Here is an 18,062-nt window from a genome sequence, read left to right on the forward strand (position 1 = left end):
TCGCTTTTATCAAGATTGAACGGCGATCTTAACTCCGTCACCGAACGATCATGATAGCCGTTCGGATCACGCACCCCGTCACTTTTGGTGTTTCCTCTGTATCGTTTCAGGACGCTAATGTCGTAAGCCGTACCGCTTGTAATGTACGAAGCTTTGCAATGGCAGAAAACCGAACTACCATGCCTGTCCGGTTAAGGGAGATCGCAGAACATGAACGACAGAACGGACGTAAACGCAAGCGATCGCCCCCTCCCTTCGAACGAGCGCCCGACGCTGAAGACGATCGCATATATGACGGGCCTCGGCATCACTACCGTATCACGCGCTCTAAAGGACGCCCCGGATATCGGCGCGGATACCAAGGAGCGGGTGCGACGTGTCGCTCAACAGATCGGCTATCAACCCAACCGCGCAGGCGTTCGTTTGCGCACTGGCAAGACGAATGTCATTGCCTTGGTGCTAAGCGTGGACGAGGAATTGATGGGCTTCACCTCCCAGATGGTGTTCGGCATCACGGAAGTCCTGACCAACACGCCCTATCATCTCGTCGTTACGCCGCATACGCACGCGAAGGATACGATGACCCCTATCCGCTATATCCTTGAAACTGGATCGGCGGATGGTGTGATCATCTCCAAGGTTAGGCCGGAAGATCCGCGTGTGCGACTGATGACGGAGCGCAATATGCCCTTTGCGACCCACGGACGTAGCAGCATGGGCATCGAACATCCTTTCCATGACTTCGACAACGAGGCCTATGTGTACGAGGCGATGAAGCGTTTGGCCCAATGCGGCAGGAAGCGGGTTGCTATTTTGCTGCCACAGAGCCTGTTTTCGTACCACGGCTATGCCCGGAGAGGCTTTGAGCGTGGCCTCCAAGATTTCGGCCTGACAGAGTTTACCCTGCCGGGTATCAACAACGACACCCCGCTGGAACAACTGAAACAAGAAAGCTGCAAGTTGATGAGCAGTAGCGATTGCCCTGACGGACTCATTTCGATCAGCGGCAGTTCCACCATCGCGATCGTCGCGGGTATAGAAGCGAGCGGCAAGAAGATCGGCAAGGATATCGATGTCGTCTCCAAGCAGTCCGCAGAGTTCCTGAACTGGTTGCGCCCGGAAATCCATACCATGAACGAGGACATCAAACTGGCCGGTCGTGAACTCGCACGCGCTGTTTTAGCAAGAATAGAAGGCCAGCCTGCCTCGGAACTACAGACCATCAGCAAACCGGTCTGGTCGAGCAGGACCCCAAAGCTTTAAGAGAGGCGCCGGCGCCCAAAAAGGAGTCTCCGGGCGCATCGATTATTTTAATGAGTTCCGGTCGCCGAGCCGTGATGGACGGAGGGGCAAACAGCCGAAGCAAGGTCTTCGGCTGTCAAGCCTGCGCCAATCCGCTGCGCTGCCTGCCCATGCAACCAGACTGCCGCAGCGGCAGCTTCGAAGGCAGGGACCTGACGGGCAAGAAGCCCACCGCAGATGCCAGCCAAAACATCGCCAGAACCCGCGGTAGCAAGAGAAGCCGGCGCATTAGTGTTGACGGTTGCGCGGCCATCCGGTGCCGCCACAACTGTATCGGCACCTTTGTAGATGATCACGGCATGACTGGCTTTCGCAGCCGCGAGCGCCTTCTCGATCTTCCCCATCCCCCGGTCCGCATGGATAGATGGAAAAAGCCGGGCAAATTCGCCTTCGTGCGGTGTGAGTATCCGCGAACGGTCTTCCTCGGCAAAATAGGCAAACAATGTTTCCGGTTCATCCTTGAAGGCGGTAATGCCATCCGCATCCAGTACGAGCGCGCAACCTCTCAAGAGCGACACGAAAGCCCTTAACCTCGAAAGATCGCCGAAGCCCGGACCAATCACGAAGGTTGCATGGCGCTTGTCAGCCAGCCAGCCAGAAAGCGCCGCTTCGCTCTCCATAGGCGTGACCATTACGGCGGTCATGGTTGCCGCGAGAACGGACATCGCCTCCTGTGGCGCCGCAACCGTCACGATACCGGCACCGGCGCGCAAGCCAGCTATCGCCGTCATTCTCGCAGCACCTGTAGAATGAGACGGACCGGAAAAAACGGTCAGGTGTCCACGTTTGAACTTGTGCGTCTCGACATCATCCGATGTAAGCCAGTTTTCCCATAATCCCGGATGGTTCTCCCACAAAGGCGCGCAATGAGCATCGACAATCCGACGGGGGATGCCAATATCAAAAACCTCGAGACACCCGCACAACTCCCTTCCGGGCATGAGCACGTGTCCTGGCTTTTTTGCCACGAAAGTGACCGTGTGCGCCGCCTTGAAAGCAGTGCCAAGGACGATACCTCGACGTCCGCACAGGCCAGAAGGCAGATCAACCGCAATGACTGGGGTCTTCGCTTGCGTGACGGCATGAATTACGGCAGAAACGTCTGGCGGGACGTCGCGTGACAGCCCTGCGCCGAAAATCGCATCGATCACCACCTCACCATCTTGCGGTATGAACTCCACAAGCGGAAGGCAGCCTGGATCGACCTCATCGCGCCTTAAGTTCTCGTAGGCCTGCCTGGCAGCCCCTTTTAGCCTAGCACTATCGCCGAAAAGATAGACTGAGACCTTAGCGCCCGCCTCGCGCAGTGCCAGCGCGGCAACAAATCCGTCACCGCCATTGTTTCCTGTGCCACAAAGCACAGCGTAACGGACCGCCCCAGGATAGTGCTTTAATGCAGAGGCCGCGACCGCGCGCCCCGCGCGTTCCATAAGCGCGCGGACATCGATCCCGCTAGCGTCCGCGGCAGCATCGATTCCGCTCATGCGGACGGGGTCGATCAGGCGTTTGTCATCATCATTACACATGATTTGTCACTTGATCGCAAAAACTGAAGAAACGCAACCGACGCTTTTTTAGGCGGGACATTGAGATTAAAAAATACGCAAAAGCACATAAAATCATCAATAACCATTATCGAAACAGACGGAGCTAGCACGCTGAAATGTCGATTGCTTTTGGCAAATTTTCCAGATTTCGGCCTTCCGTCTAGTGTTTTCGGCCCGCACCACCGTTATCTCGCAGTGAAATGTCTTCCGCCCCGTCAATTTTCGCAGATTTTTTATCCAAACCCGCTTCCGATCTGGCACGATACGTGCATTCTTGTGGTGGAGCGGAAAGACCGCTTTAACGGGAGAAGCGGAGAGATATTTTCTCATGAAAAAGATCGAAGCGATCATTAAGCCTTTCAAGCTCGACGAAGTGAAGGAAGCCCTTCAGGAAGTCGGACTCCAGGGAATAACGGTTACGGAAGCCAAGGGCTTTGGTCGTCAAAAAGGCCATACGGAACTTTATCGTGGCGCGGAATATGTCGTCGACTTTTTGCCAAAGGTGAAGGTCGAAGTCGTGCTTGCCGATGAGAATGCGGATGCAGTGATTGAAGCGATTCGCAATGCCGCTCAGACAGGCCGCATCGGTGACGGAAAGATTTTCGTCTCGAATGTGGAAGAGGTTATCCGTATCCGTACGGGTGAAACGGGTGTTGACGCCATATAAAAAGACGAGCCGAAAAAGCTCAAGCTTCACCGGGTTGAACATTACCACTCAAGGAAAATTGCTATGACCACCGCCAATGATATCTTGAAGCAGATCAAGGACAACGACGTCAAATTCGTCGACCTTCGCTTTACAGACCCAAAGGGCAAGCTGCAGCACGTCACCATGGATATTGCCTGTGTAGACGAGGACATGTTTGCCGACGGGGTCATGTTCGACGGTTCCTCCATCGGTGGATGGAAGGCCATCAACGAGTCCGACATGGTGCTGATGCCAGACCCGGCAACTGTTCATATGGACCCGTTCTTCGCGCAGTCCACGATGGTCATCATCTGCGATATTCTAGATCCGGTTTCGGGCGAATCCTACAACCGCGACCCGCGCGGCACGGCGAAAAAGGCGGAAGCCTATCTTAAGGCATCGGGTATCGGCGACACGGTCTTTGTTGGCCCTGAGCCTGAATTCTTCGTCTTCGATGACGTGAAGTACAAGGCGGATCCTTATAACACCGGCTTCAAGCTCGACTCCTCCGAGCTGCCATCCAACGACGATACCGATTACGAAACCGGAAACCTCGGTCACCGTCCGCGCGTCAAGGGCGGCTACTTCCCCGTGCCGCCGGTCGACAGCCTCCAGGACATGCGCTCCGAGATGCTGACGGTCCTCGGCGAAATGGGCGTGGTTGTCGAAAAGCACCATCACGAAGTGGCGGCAGCGCAGCACGAACTCGGCGTCAAGTTCGACACGCTGGTCTCCAGCGCCGACAAGATGCAGATCTACAAGTACGTGGTCCACCAGGTCGCGAACGCCTACGGCAAGACGGCAACTTTCATGCCGAAGCCGATCTTCGGCGACAATGGTTCGGGCATGCACGTTCACCAGTCCATCTGGAAGGGCGGCAAGCCGACTTTCGCGGGCGATGAATATGCCGGTCTCTCCGAGACTTGCCTCTATTACATCGGCGGCATCATCAAGCATGCCAAGGCGATCAACGCCTTCACCAACCCGACGACGAACTCCTACAAGCGTCTGGTTCCGGGCTATGAGGCACCGGTTCTCTTGGCCTACTCGGCACGCAACCGCTCGGCATCCTGCCGCATTCCGTTCGGCTCCAACCCGAAGGCAAAGCGCGTCGAAGTTCGCTTCCCAGATCCTGCCCAGAACCCCTATCTTGGCTTTGCCGCTATGTTGATGGCCGGCCTCGACGGCATCAAGAACAAGATCCACCCCGGCAAGCCGATGGACAAGGATCTGTACGATCTGCCGCCAAAGGAACTGAAGAAAATCCCGACCGTTTGCGGCAGCCTGCGCGAAGCGCTTGAAAGCCTCGACAAGGACCGCAAGTTCCTCACCGCCGGTGGTGTGTTCGATGACGATCAGATCGATGCTTTCATCGAGTTGAAGATGCAGGAAGTCATGCGTTTCGAAATGACCCCGCATCCTGTCGAGTTCGACATGTACTACTCGGCCTAAAGGGTTGTGAGGCGCCCTGCGGAGTGCCTTTCTCCCTACCTGCGTCGGCTTTGTCCATTTGACGCAACCCGAACGCATAGAGGCGCCCTGCGGGGCGCCTTACGCTTTTAAGAGCAACAGCGGGGCTGATCGCCCTCCAAAAACATGCGAAAACCGGAAATGCCCAAGAGTACTGCCCCGTCCCCTCGCCTGCGTGACTGGCTGATCTTTCTGGCCGTTCCCTTCTTCTTTTCCAGCAATGTCATATTCGGCCGCGGCATCACCGGTGAGGTCTCACCCTTCACCGCAGCCTTTTTACGCTGGTCCCTCTCCGCTCTCTTGGTGCTGCCCTTCATTCTAGTGGAGTGGCGTGCGTGTATGAGCTTCATCCGCAAGAAGACCGCGCTCTGGCTGTTACTCGGCGCGCTGGGCATGGCGGTATGTGGTGGCGTGGTCTACTGGGGACTAACCATGACCTCAGCCGCTAACGGCACGCTGATCTACACCACATCGTCGCTTTTCATCATCATCTTCCAGCGCCTCTTCCAGGCAAGGCCGATCAGGCGGCTGGAGCTCATCGGGATGCTCGTTGCCTTCGCAGGCGTGGCAGAGATCGTGTTGAAGGGAGATATCTCACAACTGTGGGCGTTGAATTTCAATATCGGCGATCTCGCGATCTTAAGCGGGGCGATCGCCTTTGCGATCTATTCTCTGCTCCTGCGCGACCCCGCAGCGCGCGATCTTGCATCGCTGAGCCTCTTCGGCACAATCGCCTTCTCGGGCGCTCTTGTTCTTGCGCCGCTCGCCGGCGTCGAACTCATGAATGGCGGCCTATTCCCCTCTACCCCTATGGCTTGGGCAAAGATCGGTGGCATCATTCTATTTGCTTCGATTGCAGCCTTTTATTGCTTCACGCACACGGTCCGCGTTTTCGGACCGGTCACAGCCGGTATCACCCTTTATATGATGCCGCCCGTGTCGATCGTTCTCGCGGCCCTGTTTCTGGGAGAAAAGTTCGAACCATATCACGCCGCTGGCATTGTACTTGTAACAGGAGGCGTCGTGCTTGCGACGGCACCATTGGGCAAAACAGGCTAGTCTGGCGTAGAAGAAGCCAGCATCTTGATATTTCCGCGTGATAACCCAACTTATACTGGGAAAGGATGACATGCCATGAAACAAAGAGACGCGAAATTTACTATCGGTGAAGTCGTTCGCCACAGGGTGTTTCCGTTCCGCGGCGTGATATTCGACGTTGACCCCGAATACGCGAATACCGAGGAATGGTGGAACGCAATCCCCGCTGAAATACGCCCAGACCGTGACCAGCCATTCTATCATTTGCTTGCAGAGAATGAGGAGACGGAATACGTCGCCTACGTTTCAGAGCAAAACCTGGTTCATGACGAGAGCGACCAGCCGTTGCGCAACCCGCATATCCTTCGGATATTCGACACGGCGCCAAATGGCGAACTGAGGCCCAAATCGGCCATGACGCACTGAGCTTGTCAGTCTCAACGCCCAGACATGAAAAAACCGGCCTCATACAAAGCCGGTTTTTTTGATTCATTCAGACGGTATCAGTTGGCCGGCTTAGCCTTGGCTGCATCCTGCGCTGCTTCTAGCTTCTTGCGGGCTTCTTCAGCCTTCTTCTGCATTCCTTCCTGCAGCGAGCGCTGGCTCTCTGCAAGCTGAGACTGGCTGATCGGCTGGCCGTCATAAGCGCCGGTGAAGCCGTTCAAGGCAATCTTGATCGGGTTCGGTGCGCGACGGAAGTTGATCGACGTGAAGACAACCTCGTTGCCCTTCTTCAGGCTTGCGATCATCGCATCCGTCAACTGAACTTCGGCTGTGCATTTGTCTGGAAGGCAGACGGCGTAATCGAGCTTCTGGCCCTTGCCACCATCGATCTGCATGACAATGCCTGGCGGCAGAAGACGTGCTGTCGGAACGGAAACCTGCAGGATCTTGCGATTGACCTTACCTTCGACGCTGATGAGCCCAACAGCGGTGATCATCTGGCCGTTCTGAGCAAGAACGATATTCTGCACGACGCAAACATCATTGTCTTCCTGCTTGCTGCAAGTCTTGAACCAGCCGAGTGGCGGAGCACCTGCCGGAGCGGCAGCCTGCTGAGCCTGAGACACAGCCGGTGCAGACACCGCGCCCAGAGAAAGAACGAGAGCCGACAAGGCCGCCCGGGTGAATGTGTTTGCATTTTGCATCATAAGAGTTCCGTCTCCTGAATTTATGCGAAGCAGCGCTTAATGTGAGCGCCGCTCAACATCGCCGGTATCCGTCTGCCCGTTCCACTGTCGGTTAAATGAGGCAAATGCGTGACCCGAGTGTTTCGGCCATTCTGTTACATCCCGTTCGGCGCGATATCCAGCTTTTCTTTTACTTTTTCCTTGTATCCGACACGATTTCCATGAACGGATGGCCCTGACCGCTGTGATACGTTTCGGCGGGAATCAATACGAAACGGGCATAGTCGCACCGGTTTTAAGGACCGCGAGTTGATCGCCCGAATGCGACAGGATAGTGACATGCGAAGCCTTTTGGCCCTCATTCCCGCCCTTCTTCTTTCCGGCATGGCAATGGCTGAACCGCTTCACGGCATTTCGATGCATGGCAAACCAGCCCTGCCGGCGGACTTCAAGAATCTCCCTTACGTAAATCCAGACGTCAAGAAAGGCGGGCGCGTATCCTATGGCGTCGTCGGCACGTTCGATAGTCTCAATCCCTTTGTTCTCAAGGGCATGCGCACCACGGCGCGCGGTGTCTGGGACCCGGAATTCGGCAATCTTCTCTATGAACCCCTGATGCAGCGCTCCCATGACGAGCCCTTCACGCTCTACGGACTGCTTGCAGAAACAGCGGAGTGGGATGATGAACGCACCTATATCCAGTTCAATCTCAACCCGAAGGCGCACTGGCAGGACGGGAAACCCGTCACCCCGGAAGACGTGATCTTCAGCTTCAACCTGTTGAAGGAAAAAGGCCGGCCTCCCTACGATAGCCGTCTGAACGGTGTGGCGAAAATGCAAAAGGTAGGCGAGAGAAGCATTCGCTTTACCTTCAACGACAAGGCCAACCGCGAAACGCCGCTGATTCTCGCATCCTCCACGCCGATTCTCCCAGCGCATGCGACGGACCCCAAGACATTCGAGCAGGCAGGTCTTGGCAAGGTCGTCGGTTCAGGTCCTTACCGAATCAAAACGTTGCGTCCCGGCGAGCAGATCGTCTGGGAACGGGACAGGAATTATTGGGGTAAAGACCTTCCCGTGAAGGTCGGCTTCGACAATTACGATGAAATCAGCGTGATCTACTTCCTCCAGGTGACGACGATGTTCGAGGCTTTCAAAAAGGGCGATATCGACATCTACCCGGAGGGTGACGCCATCAACGGAACGTCCGACACATCCCATTGGGGGCAGGCCTACAATTTTCCGGCGGTTCACCGTGGCGATATCGTCAGGGACGTCTTCGAACCCGGTCTGCCGTCCGGCATGTTCGGTCTTGTTTTCAATACTCGTCGCCCGATATTTGCCGATGAGAGGGTGCGCGAGGGCCTGTCCTATGTCCTCGATTTCGAATGGATGAATCGCAACATCCTCGGCGGCGCGTTCAAACGGACCCAGAGTTTCTGGCAGAACTCGAAACTTGGCGCCTTTGGCAATGCAGCCAACGACAAGGAACTTGCGCTTCTGGGCAATGCGGCAAAACGTCTGCCGCCGGACATACTCGCTGGCACCTATCAGATGCCGGTTACGGATGGATCCGGCGCAGACCGGAACGTGTTGAAAAAGGCCGTCACTACGCTTGCAGAAGCAGGCTTCACCATAAAGGGCGGCAAGATGTTGGATAAAAACGGCACACCCCTGCGCTTCGAGATCATGACACAGAACCCCGCTCAGGAGCGGATTGCGTTGGCCTATCAGCGCTCCCTACGCCTGATCGGCGTCGATATGGCAATCAGATCGGTGGATGACGGACAGTACCAGTCGCGCTCCAACAGCTTCGACTACGACATGATCATCCGCTCATACCCATCCTCGCTTTCTCCAGGTGCAGAACAGATCAATCGCTGGGGCTCGATATCGAAAGACGCCAACGGCAGCTTCAACTATGCGGGCGTTGCCGATCCGGATATCGACCGGATGATCGAAGCGTTGTTGCAGGCCCGTGAAACAGATGATTTCGAGGTCGCGGTTCGCGCCTATGATCGCCTTTTGACAGCGGGGCATTATGTAATCCCTCTCTATTACATTGGCGCGCAATGGGTTGCCCGCTGGAAATACATCGACCGGCCGGACAAAACGCCGCTCACCGGAAACCAGAAGCAAACGTGGTGGGACGCGCGCGCGCAGTAAAAAGGTGCGCGTCTCTGCCTGATAGGTTCTCTTTTGGTAACGCCTTGTGCCGCAAGGACAGACTCTCTAGATCAGATGCATATTCAAAAGCAGGAAGGAACAGCACCATGCAGCGCATTGTCATCGACATCGTTTCGGACGTGGTTTGTCCCTGGTGCTATCTCGGCAAGGCCCGGCTCGATCTCGCCTTGGCGGAAGTGCAGGATGAGGTCAGCGTTGACGTCAACTGGCGGCCTTATCAGTTGAATCCGGATTATCCGGCGGAAGGCGTCGATCAGAAGGCCGAGTTGGAAAAGAAGCTCGGCGGCAAGGATCGCGTCGAGCAGGCGCACAAGATGCTCACCGAGCTTGGTCGCGACGTGGGCATCGCTTATGATTTCGATGCAATCAAGATCGGCCCGAACACGTTGGACGCACACAGGCTGTCGCTTTGGGCACATGCAGAAGGGCGTGAGCTTCAGGACAAGATCGTCACAGCGCTGTTCAAGGCAAATTTCGAAGAAGGCCGCAATATAGGTGATCACGCAGTACTGATCGATATTGCGGGCGCATGCGGCATGGATCGCGAGATGGTGCGTCGCCTGCTGACATCGGATGCCGACAAGGACACGATCAAGGCCGAAATTGATGCCGCACAACAGATGGGCGTTTCCGGCGTGCCGTTCTTCATCCTGGATCAAAAATATGCCGTGAGCGGCGCGCAGACGCCGGATGTGCTTGTTAATGCGCTACGGGACATTGCCAAAATGAAAGCGGAAGAGCATAGGGCGATGAACTGACCGTGAGCGTGCGAATCCGTTGATTGACCCTTCGCCGCTCCGGTTTTCCATTCATATGATTGAGCGGTGATTTCGTGTCAGACAGCAGGTTGAAGGGCATCTCGCTCGCCTTTGCCGCGTTTGCGGCCTACGCATTCAGCGATGCATGCGTCAAACTGATCGATGGGCAGCTTCCACCCGTCCAATCTGGCTTCTTCGGAGCGCTCTTTGGCCTGATGGCTCTGCCCTTCATCCGAAAAAGCAAGGATGCCTGGACGGATATCGTCAAGACGACAAATCGGTCCTTATGGCTGCTTCGTTTCTTCGCCACCGGCGCGAGCACCATTGGCAGCGTGGTCGCTTTCACCCATCTTTCCATGGCAGAAGCTTTCGCGCTGATATTTCTGCTTCCGTCCTTCGTCACGATCATGTCCGTGATCTTCCTGAAGGAACAGGTAGGTATCAAGCGCTGGTCGGCGGTCATTATCGGCTTTGCAGGCGTGCTGATCATTCTGAGGCCAGGCTTTCGCGAACTATCGATCGGCCACCTGGGTGCGATTATCGGCGGGGTTGGTGGGGCTCTGTCCATCGTCATATTCAGAGCGATCGGCCCGAGGGAAAAGAACATCTCTCTCTACGGCGCAGGCGTCCTGGGATGTCTCGCCGTATCTGGCGTCCTGATGATCCCCACTTTCACCATTCCAAATGCGGAGCAGTGGCTGATGCTGGCAGGTTACGGTTTGCTGGCAGCCTTGGCAAATGTGCTCATCATGTATGCGGCACAATATACCCCCGCAGCCGTCATCGGCCCAACGCAATATAGCCAGATGCTCTGGGCTATCCTCTTCGGCTACCTGATCTTCGGAGATCGTATCGATGGCTGGATGGTGCTGGGGATCGCGCTAATCGTCGGGTCCGGCCTGTTGACGCTAATGCGCGAGAAGCAGCGCAACGTGCCGCTCCCGAATTCGGTTGCTGCATCCGATCAGAACGTAACGACGGTTATGCTGCCGCAGGAAGAGACGAAGGCGGGCCGATGATCGGCCCGCCTGGATTTCTGGCACACTCGGTTCAAATTGATATTTTAAAGACCTGAAATTTTACGGGCGTATCAATTGCAGACGCGAACACGGTACATGTCGCCAAAACCGTCCTGACGCCACGCAATGTGGCAACGGGGATAGACGGGTTCGTAAACGACGGGTGGCGGGCCGTAATAGGTCGGCTCAGCATAAACCGGAGTGGTGTAGACAGGCCTGTCATGCGCAGCCGATAGTAAAGCGCCGCCCACGAGCGTACCGGCGATGCCAGCGGCAAAGCCGCGGCCGAAATTGTTGCGTGCTTCAGCTTGGCTGGTGGTGGCAATTGTGGTGCCCGCAATTGTCAAAGCAACCAGACCAGCGGTGACAAATCTGTTCTTCAACGTCCACATAGTCCTGCTCCTTGAATGATCCAGCACATTGTCCTGTGCTGATGAAGGACAGACTACTCCTGCTATGGCTACCGCCACATGTCCGTTTGATTAATTCCGTGTAAGGATGCGAGTTGGCGTCAGATATCTGGACGCCAACGGCGTTCAGGCGTCACGATTTCGCCAGCTCGGCAAGCTGCGTCATGATCATCGCCGCACCCGCCAACCGCTTCTCAGGCGTCGGCAGATCGCGGGTCAGGAACACGCTGTGATCGGGACGGATTTTTGCCATGGAGCCCTGCTTGCCGATATAGCCGACCAGTGCTGCCGGGTTCGGGAACTCCTTGTTGCGGAACTGCACGACAACGCCCTTCGGACCGGCATCGAGCTTCTCGACATTGGCTGTACGGCAGAGCGACTTGACGTAGACGATCTTCAACAGATGCTGCACTTCCTTCGGCAACGGACCGAAGCGGTCGATCATTTCAGCACCAAAACCGTCGATCTCATTGAGATCTGTCAACTCGCCAAGGCGGCGATAAAGACCCATGCGCAAATGCAGGTCTGGCACATAGCTTTCCGGAATCATGACGGAGGTGCCGACAGAAATTTGCGGCGACCAGCCGGTATCGACGACGTCGTCCTCGCCCTTCACTTCAGCGACCGCCTCTTCCAGCATCTGCTGGTAAAGCTCGAAGCCGACTTCCTTGATATGGCCGGATTGCTCCTCGCCAAGCAGATTGCCGGCGCCGCGAATATCGAGATCGTGGCTGGCAAGCTGGAAGCCCGCACCAAGCGTATCGAGCGACTGCAACACCTTCAGACGACGCTCAGCCATGGTCGTCAGCACCTTGTTGACCGGTAGCGTGAAGAGGGCGAAAGCGCGAACCTTCGAACGCCCGACACGACCGCGCAGCTGATAAAGCTGCGCCAGGCCGAACATGTCGGCGCGATGGACGATAAGAGTATTGGCTGTCGGCACATCGAGACCGGATTCGACGATGGTAGTGGAGAGAAGCACATCATATTTGCCGTCATAGAAGGCATTCATGATGTCTTCCAGCTCGCCCGCCGGCATCTGACCATGGGCCACCGCCACCTTCAGCTCCGGCACGTCCGATTGCAGGAAGGCATGGATATCGGCGAGATCCGCCAGACGCGGGCAGACATAGAAACTCTGGCCACCGCGGTAATGTTCTCGCATCAGCGTTTCACGGATCACCAGCGGATCGAAAGGCGAGATGAAGGTGCGCACCGCCATGCGGTCCACCGGCGGCGTGGTGATGAGCGACAGTTCACGAACACCGGTCATTGCCAGTTGCAAGGTGCGCGGGATCGGCGTCGCCGACAGCGTCAGAACGTGAACGTCGCTCTTCAGTTCTTTCAGCCGCTCCTTGTGCTTCACACCGAAATGCTGCTCTTCATCGATGATGAGGAGACCGAGATTGGCGAAGGTGATGCCCTGCCCGAGCAGCGCATGCGTTCCGACGACGATATCGGTCTTGCCTTCGGCCACTTCCTTCTTGACGAGATTGAGTTCCTTGGCGCCCACGAGGCGCGAAGCCTGCTGCACACGGATCGGCAACCCTCTGAAACGCTCGGAGAAGGTGCGGAAATGCTGGCGTGCCAGAAGCGTGGTCGGCACCACGACGGCCACCTGCACGCCGTTCATTGCCGCAAGGAAAGCGGCGCGCAGCGCCACTTCCGTTTTGCCGAAGCCGACGTCTCCGCAGATCAGGCGGTCCATCGGACGACCGGCGCCCAGATCATCGCGGATCGAGTCGATCGCATTCATCTGATCTTCGGTTTCATCGTAAGGGAAGCGTGCCGCGAACTCGTCATAGAGACCGTCGGGTGCCGTCAAGACTGGAGCCTGGCGTATCAGGCGGGCAGCTGCGATGCGGATCAGATCGCCTGCCATATCGAGTAGGCGCTTCTTGAGCTTCGCCTTGCGCATCTGCCATGCGCCGCCGCCAAGCTTGTCGAGCTGCGCTTCCGCGGCATCCGATCCGTAGCGGGAGAGAAGATCGATATTTTCGACGGGCAGGAAAAGCTTCGCATCATCGGCATAGTGCAGTTCGAGGCAGTCGCGCGGCGCACCGGCAGCCTCGATGGTGCGCAGTCCGACGAAACGGCCGATACCGTGTTCGGCATGAACGACCAGCGACCCTTCATCCAGCCCGGCAACTTCCGAGATGAAATCGGCGCCGCGCTTGCGGCGCTTGGAGCGGCGCACCATACGGTCGCCAAGAATATCCTGCTCGCCGATAACAGCGAGATTGCTTGCCCCGTAGCTCGTCTCGAAGCCAGCCTCAAGGCTGAGAACGGCGGAGGCCGCCTCCCCCTTGCCGAGCTTCTCCACCTCTCTCAACGAAGCGATCGGCTTGATCTTTTCCAGCCCATGCTCGTTCAGAACCTGCATCAGGCGGTCGAGCGATCCTTCCGACCAGCCGGTAATCAGCACCTTCCAGCCTTTCGAGCGCCGCTCGGCAATGTGCTTGACCGCGAGATCGAAGACATTGACCCGGTCTTCGCTACCACCTTCAGCAGCCGGCTTCGCCCAACGGGGCCCAACATGCGCATCGAGCGTTGCAACCGGCCTGTCGTTGGTGTCCTGCTCGTTGAACGGCGTCAGGCGCACGGCATTGACCGCGTTCAACGCCTCATCGAAGCCCTTGCCGCCAATATAGAGTTGGCTGGGTGATACCGGCTTGTAGGGTGCGCCTTGCGTCGCGCCCTTGGTCTGGCCGGAATTGCGCCGCGCCTCGAAATAGTCATGCACCAGCTTGGAGCGCTCGACGGCGGCCTCGCGGGCGGTATGATCGGTGACGATGCGAAAGCCCTGGAGGTAGTCGAAGGCGGTTTCCAGCTTTTCGTAAAAAAGCGGCAACCAGTGCTCCATGCCCGCATAGCGGCGGCCCTCGGAGACGGCCTGATAGAGCGAATCGTCTCGCGTCGCGGCACCGAAGAGCGACAGGTAGTTCTTGCGAAAGCGGCTGATCGTATCGGGCGTCAGCGTCACTTCGCTCATCGGGTTGAGATCGAGCGACCGGGCCTGACCGATGGTGCGCTGGCTGGCAGGATCGAAGGTGCGGATGCTCTCCAGCGTATCCCCGAAGAAATCGAGACGCACCGGCTCTTCCGTGCCGGGGACGAAGACATCGAGAATGCCACCGCGCACGGCAAACTCGCCGACTTCCCGCACCGTCGCCACGCGATCAAAGCCGTTACGCTCGAGGCGCGCGGCGATGTCTTCCATGCGGATCTGGTTGCCCGGCTTGGCGGAAAAGGCCAGACTCTCGATAATGTCGCGCGGCGCCATCTTTTGCAGCATGGCGTTGACGGTGACGAGAACGATGGCCGGATGCGGCTTCTTCTGATGCTGGATCAGCCCCGACAGCGCCGCAAGCCTGCGCGCAGAGGTGTCCGCGCTCGGTGACACGCGGTCATAGGGAAGGCAGTCCCAGGCGGGTAGTGTCAGCACCGGCATTTCCGGCGCAACGAAGCCCAGGATCTGCTCGAGATCGGCAATACGGTGCCCGTCCGATATGACATAGGCGACGGATGTTCCTGCCCGCGCCATATCCGCCAGGAGAAGCGCCTCCATTCCGGATGGCACATTTCCAATGGTCAGCGGCGTATCGGCCGATGCCACCAGCTTCACATCAATCCCGGCGATCATAAATCAGGCTTTCGTTGTCTCGGATGTGACCGGATCGAAGTCCGGGCGATAAGAGGCGATTTTCATGAAGAGAGGTGTCTGGAATTTTTCAGGGATCGGCAGAGCGCCCGTCACCATTTTGACGAGGTCGTTATCTTCCTCGGCCATGATGACTTCCAGCTCATCGAGGTCCGCGTCCGAAAGATCGGCGATATTGTCTTCGGCGAACTGCCCCAGCACCAGGTCCATCTCGCGAATCCCGCGATGCCAGCAACGATAGAGAATCCGCCGGCGCCTCGGTTCGAGGTCGGCACTCGTGCGCACCAGTCCAGTCATCGCATTCACCTGTTTGTTGGTTTCGCATTCCTATAGAACAGGACAGGAACGCTTGGGAACCGCTATTTGTGCAAATATGCGGCATTGGGCATAAAAACTACCGGTGATAAACGCTCTTTATCCGTCTCGCACTCTTGCAATGGGCGCAGCCTTACCCGATTTTGCAGCCCATGCGCCCCGCCATCCTCGATCCCCTTTTTGCTACAGTCTCTTCGCTTGCAGGCGTTGGCCCGAAGCTTGCCGATCTCTTGGCGAAACTTCTGGGCCGGGAGAACGCCGAGGACACGCGTGTTATCGACCTTCTGTTTCATGCGCCGTCCAACATCATCGACCGGCGCAATCGTCCGGGTATCGCGCTTGCACCCCAAGGGGCTATTGTCACCATTCAGGGACGTGTCGAAAGGCATCAGCCTGCGCCCCCCGGCAATCGCTCCGCACCCTACCGCGTCTTCCTGCATGACGAGACCGGCGAACTGGCGCTGACCTTTTTCCGGGCCAGAGGCGACTGGTTATCCAAAGCGCTTCCAATCGATGAGGAGGTGATGGTCAGCGGCAAGATCGACTGGTTCAATGGCCGCGCCTCCATGGTTCACCCGGACTTCATGGTAAAGGTATCGGAGGCGGATAATCTACCGCTGGTGGAAGCCGTCTATCCGATGACGGGGGGGCTTTCGCCCAAGATACTGAAACGCGCCATCGATACGGCTTTGCAGCGCCTGCCGGTCTTTGCCGAATGGATCGACGAGACGCTTGCCACGCGCCAGAGCTTTCCGCATGTGGCGGATGCCTTCCGAGAACTGCACGATCCACGCGATGGGGCCGATATCGATCCGCAAGCCCCTGCCCGCCGCAGGCTCGCCTATGACGAGTTTCTGGCAGGCCAGCTTTCACTCACGCTCGTTCGCCAAAGACTGCGAAAGGTCGCGGGCCAGCCGATCCGCGCCAGGGGTGATTATGCCGCACGAATTTTGGCGGGTCTGCCCTTCTCGCTCACCAACAGCCAAAGTGCTGCGGTGAAGGATATTCTGACCGATATGGCGGGCGAGGACCGCATGCTTCGGCTGCTGCAGGGCGATGTCGGCGCGGGGAAGACGCTGGTGGCCCTGATGGCCATGGCGACCGCCGTTGAAGCTGGCGGTCAGGCCGTGCTGATGGCGCCGACGGAAATTCTGGCGCGCCAGCATTTCGCGACGATCTCGAAATATGCCGCGGCTGCGGGCATCTCCTGCGAGGTTCTGACCGGCAGAACCAAGGGCAAGGAGCGCCGCGAAATCGAGGAGCGCATCGCATCCGGCGAAGCGCAGATTGTTATCGGCACGCACGCTCTGTTTCAGGACAGCGTCACTTACAAAAACGTCGTTCTGGCCGTGGTGGATGAGCAGCATCGCTTTGGCGTACATCAGCGGCTGCGCCTCACCGCCAAGGGCATAACACCGCATATGCTGGTGATGACGGCAACGCCCATCCCGCGAACGCTCGTTCTCGCCGCCTTCGGTGACATGGATGTCTCCAAGTTGACGGAAAAGCCCGCAGGCCGAAAGCCCATCCAGACGGTCACCATTCCCAATGAGCGGATCGGCGATATTGTCGACAGGCTGCGAGGCGCTCTGGCCGAAGGCAAGAAAGCCTACTGGATTTGCCCGCTGGTGGAGGAATCGGAGGAATCCGATCTCATGTCGGCGGAGGAAAGACATGCGGTGCTATCGCAATCCTTGCGCGCAAATATCGGCCTCATCCATGGCCGCATGAGCGGGCCTGAAAAGGATGCCGCTATGCTGGCCTTTAAGAGTGGCGAAACGCGCCTGCTTGTGGCAACCACCGTCGTTGAGGTGGGCGTGGATGTGCCCGATGCAACGATCATGGTCATTGAGCACGCCGAACGTTTTGGCCTTGCACAGCTTCACCAGTTGCGCGGTCGTGTCGGCCGTGGCGACGAGGCCTCCACCTGCATATTGCTGTACAAGGGTCCACTCAGCGAAAACGGCAAGGCGCGGCTTTCCATCTTGCGCGACAGTGAAGACGGCTTCCTGATTGCCGAAGAGGATCTGAAGCTGCGCGGCGAAGGCGAACTTCTCGGCACGCGCCAATCCGGAACGCCGGGCTTTCGTATCGCCAGTCTCGAGGCCCATGCAGACTTGCTTGAAATCGCCCGCAAGGACGCCGCCTATATGATCGAAAAAGATGCCGAGCTCGTCAGCGAGCGCGGCAGGAACCTGAGAACCCTGCTTTACCTCCATCGCAGGGACGAAGCCATCCGCTTCCTCCACGCAGGCTGATAGACATGACAATCACACCCAATCCGCCACCGGCCTTTCAGAAGGGTTTTGCCCTTTGCTCACCTGAAAACATTCTCCAACCGAAGACATTCGCCAAGAGCGAGAAGAAAGCGATTGCCAAAGGCTTCAAGAAGCCCGGTCGCAAGCAAGCATGGGCGGACGCCCTGGAACAGGGCTGGAGCGTCAAGCTCGTCTATATGCGGCTCTTTGTGCCGGTGTTCCATTCCACTGCATCCGGCACGCAGGAATTCAACGACGTCGAAGACGACTGAGACGCAT

The 18,062-nt window shown here is 57.4% G+C and carries 15 protein-coding genes; 10 read left to right on the forward strand and 5 right to left on the reverse strand.

Annotation, left to right across the window (positions count from 1 at the left end; all coding sequences use genetic code 11):
* The first annotated feature begins 210 nt into the window (after positions 1-210).
* Positions 211-1,263 carry a LacI family transcriptional regulator gene (locus ACQZ5M_RS01330; protein ID WP_296018617.1) on the forward strand — a complete coding sequence of 351 codons (1,053 nt, stop codon included), beginning with the start codon at positions 211-213 and terminating at the stop codon, positions 1,261-1,263.
* Positions 1,264-1,310: 47 nt separating this feature from the next.
* Here the strand turns inward: ACQZ5M_RS01330 and ACQZ5M_RS01335 are convergent, their stop codons facing one another.
* Positions 1,311-2,828 (reverse strand): NAD(P)H-hydrate dehydratase, encoded by a 1,518-nt coding sequence (locus tag ACQZ5M_RS01335; RefSeq protein WP_449078923.1) that lies wholly within the window; start codon positions 2,826-2,828, stop codon positions 1,311-1,313.
* Positions 2,829-3,177: 349 nt separating this feature from the next.
* On the opposite strand from ACQZ5M_RS01335, the gene ACQZ5M_RS01340 reads away from it, so the two are divergent.
* From ACQZ5M_RS01340 to hspQ, 4 genes are all read left to right on the forward strand, one after another.
* Positions 3,178-3,516 (forward strand): P-II family nitrogen regulator, encoded by a 339-nt coding sequence (locus ACQZ5M_RS01340; protein WP_007753933.1) that lies wholly within the window; start codon positions 3,178-3,180, stop codon positions 3,514-3,516.
* Between the two features lie 63 nt (positions 3,517-3,579).
* Positions 3,580-4,989 carry a type I glutamate--ammonia ligase gene (gene glnA / locus ACQZ5M_RS01345; RefSeq protein ID WP_296018608.1) on the forward strand — a complete coding sequence of 470 codons (1,410 nt, stop codon included), beginning with the start codon at positions 3,580-3,582 and terminating at the stop codon, positions 4,987-4,989.
* Positions 4,990-5,148: 159 nt separating this feature from the next.
* A complete protein-coding gene (locus ACQZ5M_RS01350; protein ID WP_449078924.1) occupies positions 5,149-6,066 on the forward strand; it encodes a DMT family transporter in 918 nt (305 codons plus the stop codon).
* Positions 6,067-6,141: 75 nt separating this feature from the next.
* Complete coding sequence (hspQ, locus tag ACQZ5M_RS01355; protein WP_296018580.1) at positions 6,142-6,471, forward strand: heat shock protein HspQ; 330 nt, start codon at positions 6,142-6,144, stop codon at positions 6,469-6,471.
* 77 nt (positions 6,472-6,548) lie between these two features.
* Here the strand turns inward: hspQ and ACQZ5M_RS01360 are convergent, their stop codons facing one another.
* The gene (locus ACQZ5M_RS01360) at positions 6,549-7,196 is read right to left on the reverse strand and encodes an invasion associated locus B family protein (protein ID WP_296018573.1); all 648 of its coding nucleotides are present in this window, start codon (positions 7,194-7,196) and stop codon (positions 6,549-6,551) included.
* Between the two features lie 318 nt (positions 7,197-7,514).
* On the opposite strand from ACQZ5M_RS01360, the gene ACQZ5M_RS01365 reads away from it, so the two are divergent.
* From ACQZ5M_RS01365 to ACQZ5M_RS01375, 3 genes are all read left to right on the forward strand, one after another.
* A complete protein-coding gene (locus tag ACQZ5M_RS01365) occupies positions 7,515-9,341 on the forward strand; it encodes an extracellular solute-binding protein (RefSeq protein ID WP_449078925.1) in 1,827 nt (608 codons plus the stop codon).
* A gap of 107 nt (positions 9,342-9,448) precedes the next feature.
* Entirely contained in the window at positions 9,449-10,120 is a 672-nt protein-coding gene (locus ACQZ5M_RS01370; protein ID WP_449078926.1) for a DsbA family oxidoreductase, read from the forward strand.
* A 74-nt stretch (positions 10,121-10,194) separates the two neighbouring features.
* Positions 10,195-11,139, forward strand: a complete 945-nt coding sequence (locus tag ACQZ5M_RS01375) for a DMT family transporter (protein ID WP_449078927.1) — start codon at positions 10,195-10,197, stop codon at positions 11,137-11,139.
* A 71-nt stretch (positions 11,140-11,210) separates the two neighbouring features.
* On the opposite strand, the gene ACQZ5M_RS01380 is transcribed toward ACQZ5M_RS01375, so the two are convergent.
* The 3 genes from ACQZ5M_RS01380 to ACQZ5M_RS01390 form a co-directional block, all read right to left on the reverse strand.
* The gene (locus tag ACQZ5M_RS01380; RefSeq protein ID WP_296037215.1) at positions 11,211-11,531 is read right to left on the reverse strand and encodes a hypothetical protein; all 321 of its coding nucleotides are present in this window, start codon (positions 11,529-11,531) and stop codon (positions 11,211-11,213) included.
* Between the two features lie 151 nt (positions 11,532-11,682).
* The gene (gene mfd, locus ACQZ5M_RS01385; protein ID WP_449078928.1) at positions 11,683-15,192 is read right to left on the reverse strand and encodes a transcription-repair coupling factor; all 3,510 of its coding nucleotides are present in this window, start codon (positions 15,190-15,192) and stop codon (positions 11,683-11,685) included.
* Between the two features lie 3 nt (positions 15,193-15,195).
* The gene (locus ACQZ5M_RS01390; protein WP_296018560.1) at positions 15,196-15,507 is read right to left on the reverse strand and encodes an FAD assembly factor SdhE; all 312 of its coding nucleotides are present in this window, start codon (positions 15,505-15,507) and stop codon (positions 15,196-15,198) included.
* 170 nt (positions 15,508-15,677) lie between these two features.
* Between ACQZ5M_RS01390 and recG the strand changes: the two genes are divergently transcribed.
* Together recG and ACQZ5M_RS01400 are read left to right on the forward strand one after the other, a co-directional pair.
* Entirely contained in the window at positions 15,678-17,783 is a 2,106-nt protein-coding gene (gene recG, locus ACQZ5M_RS01395) for an ATP-dependent DNA helicase RecG (RefSeq protein WP_449078929.1), read from the forward strand.
* A gap of 5 nt (positions 17,784-17,788) precedes the next feature.
* Positions 17,789-18,055 (forward strand): hypothetical protein, encoded by a 267-nt coding sequence (locus ACQZ5M_RS01400; RefSeq protein WP_296018556.1) that lies wholly within the window; start codon positions 17,789-17,791, stop codon positions 18,053-18,055.
* Positions 18,056-18,062 lie beyond the last annotated feature (7 nt).

This window comes from Rhizobium sp. 22-785-1, from assembly GCF_053521965.1.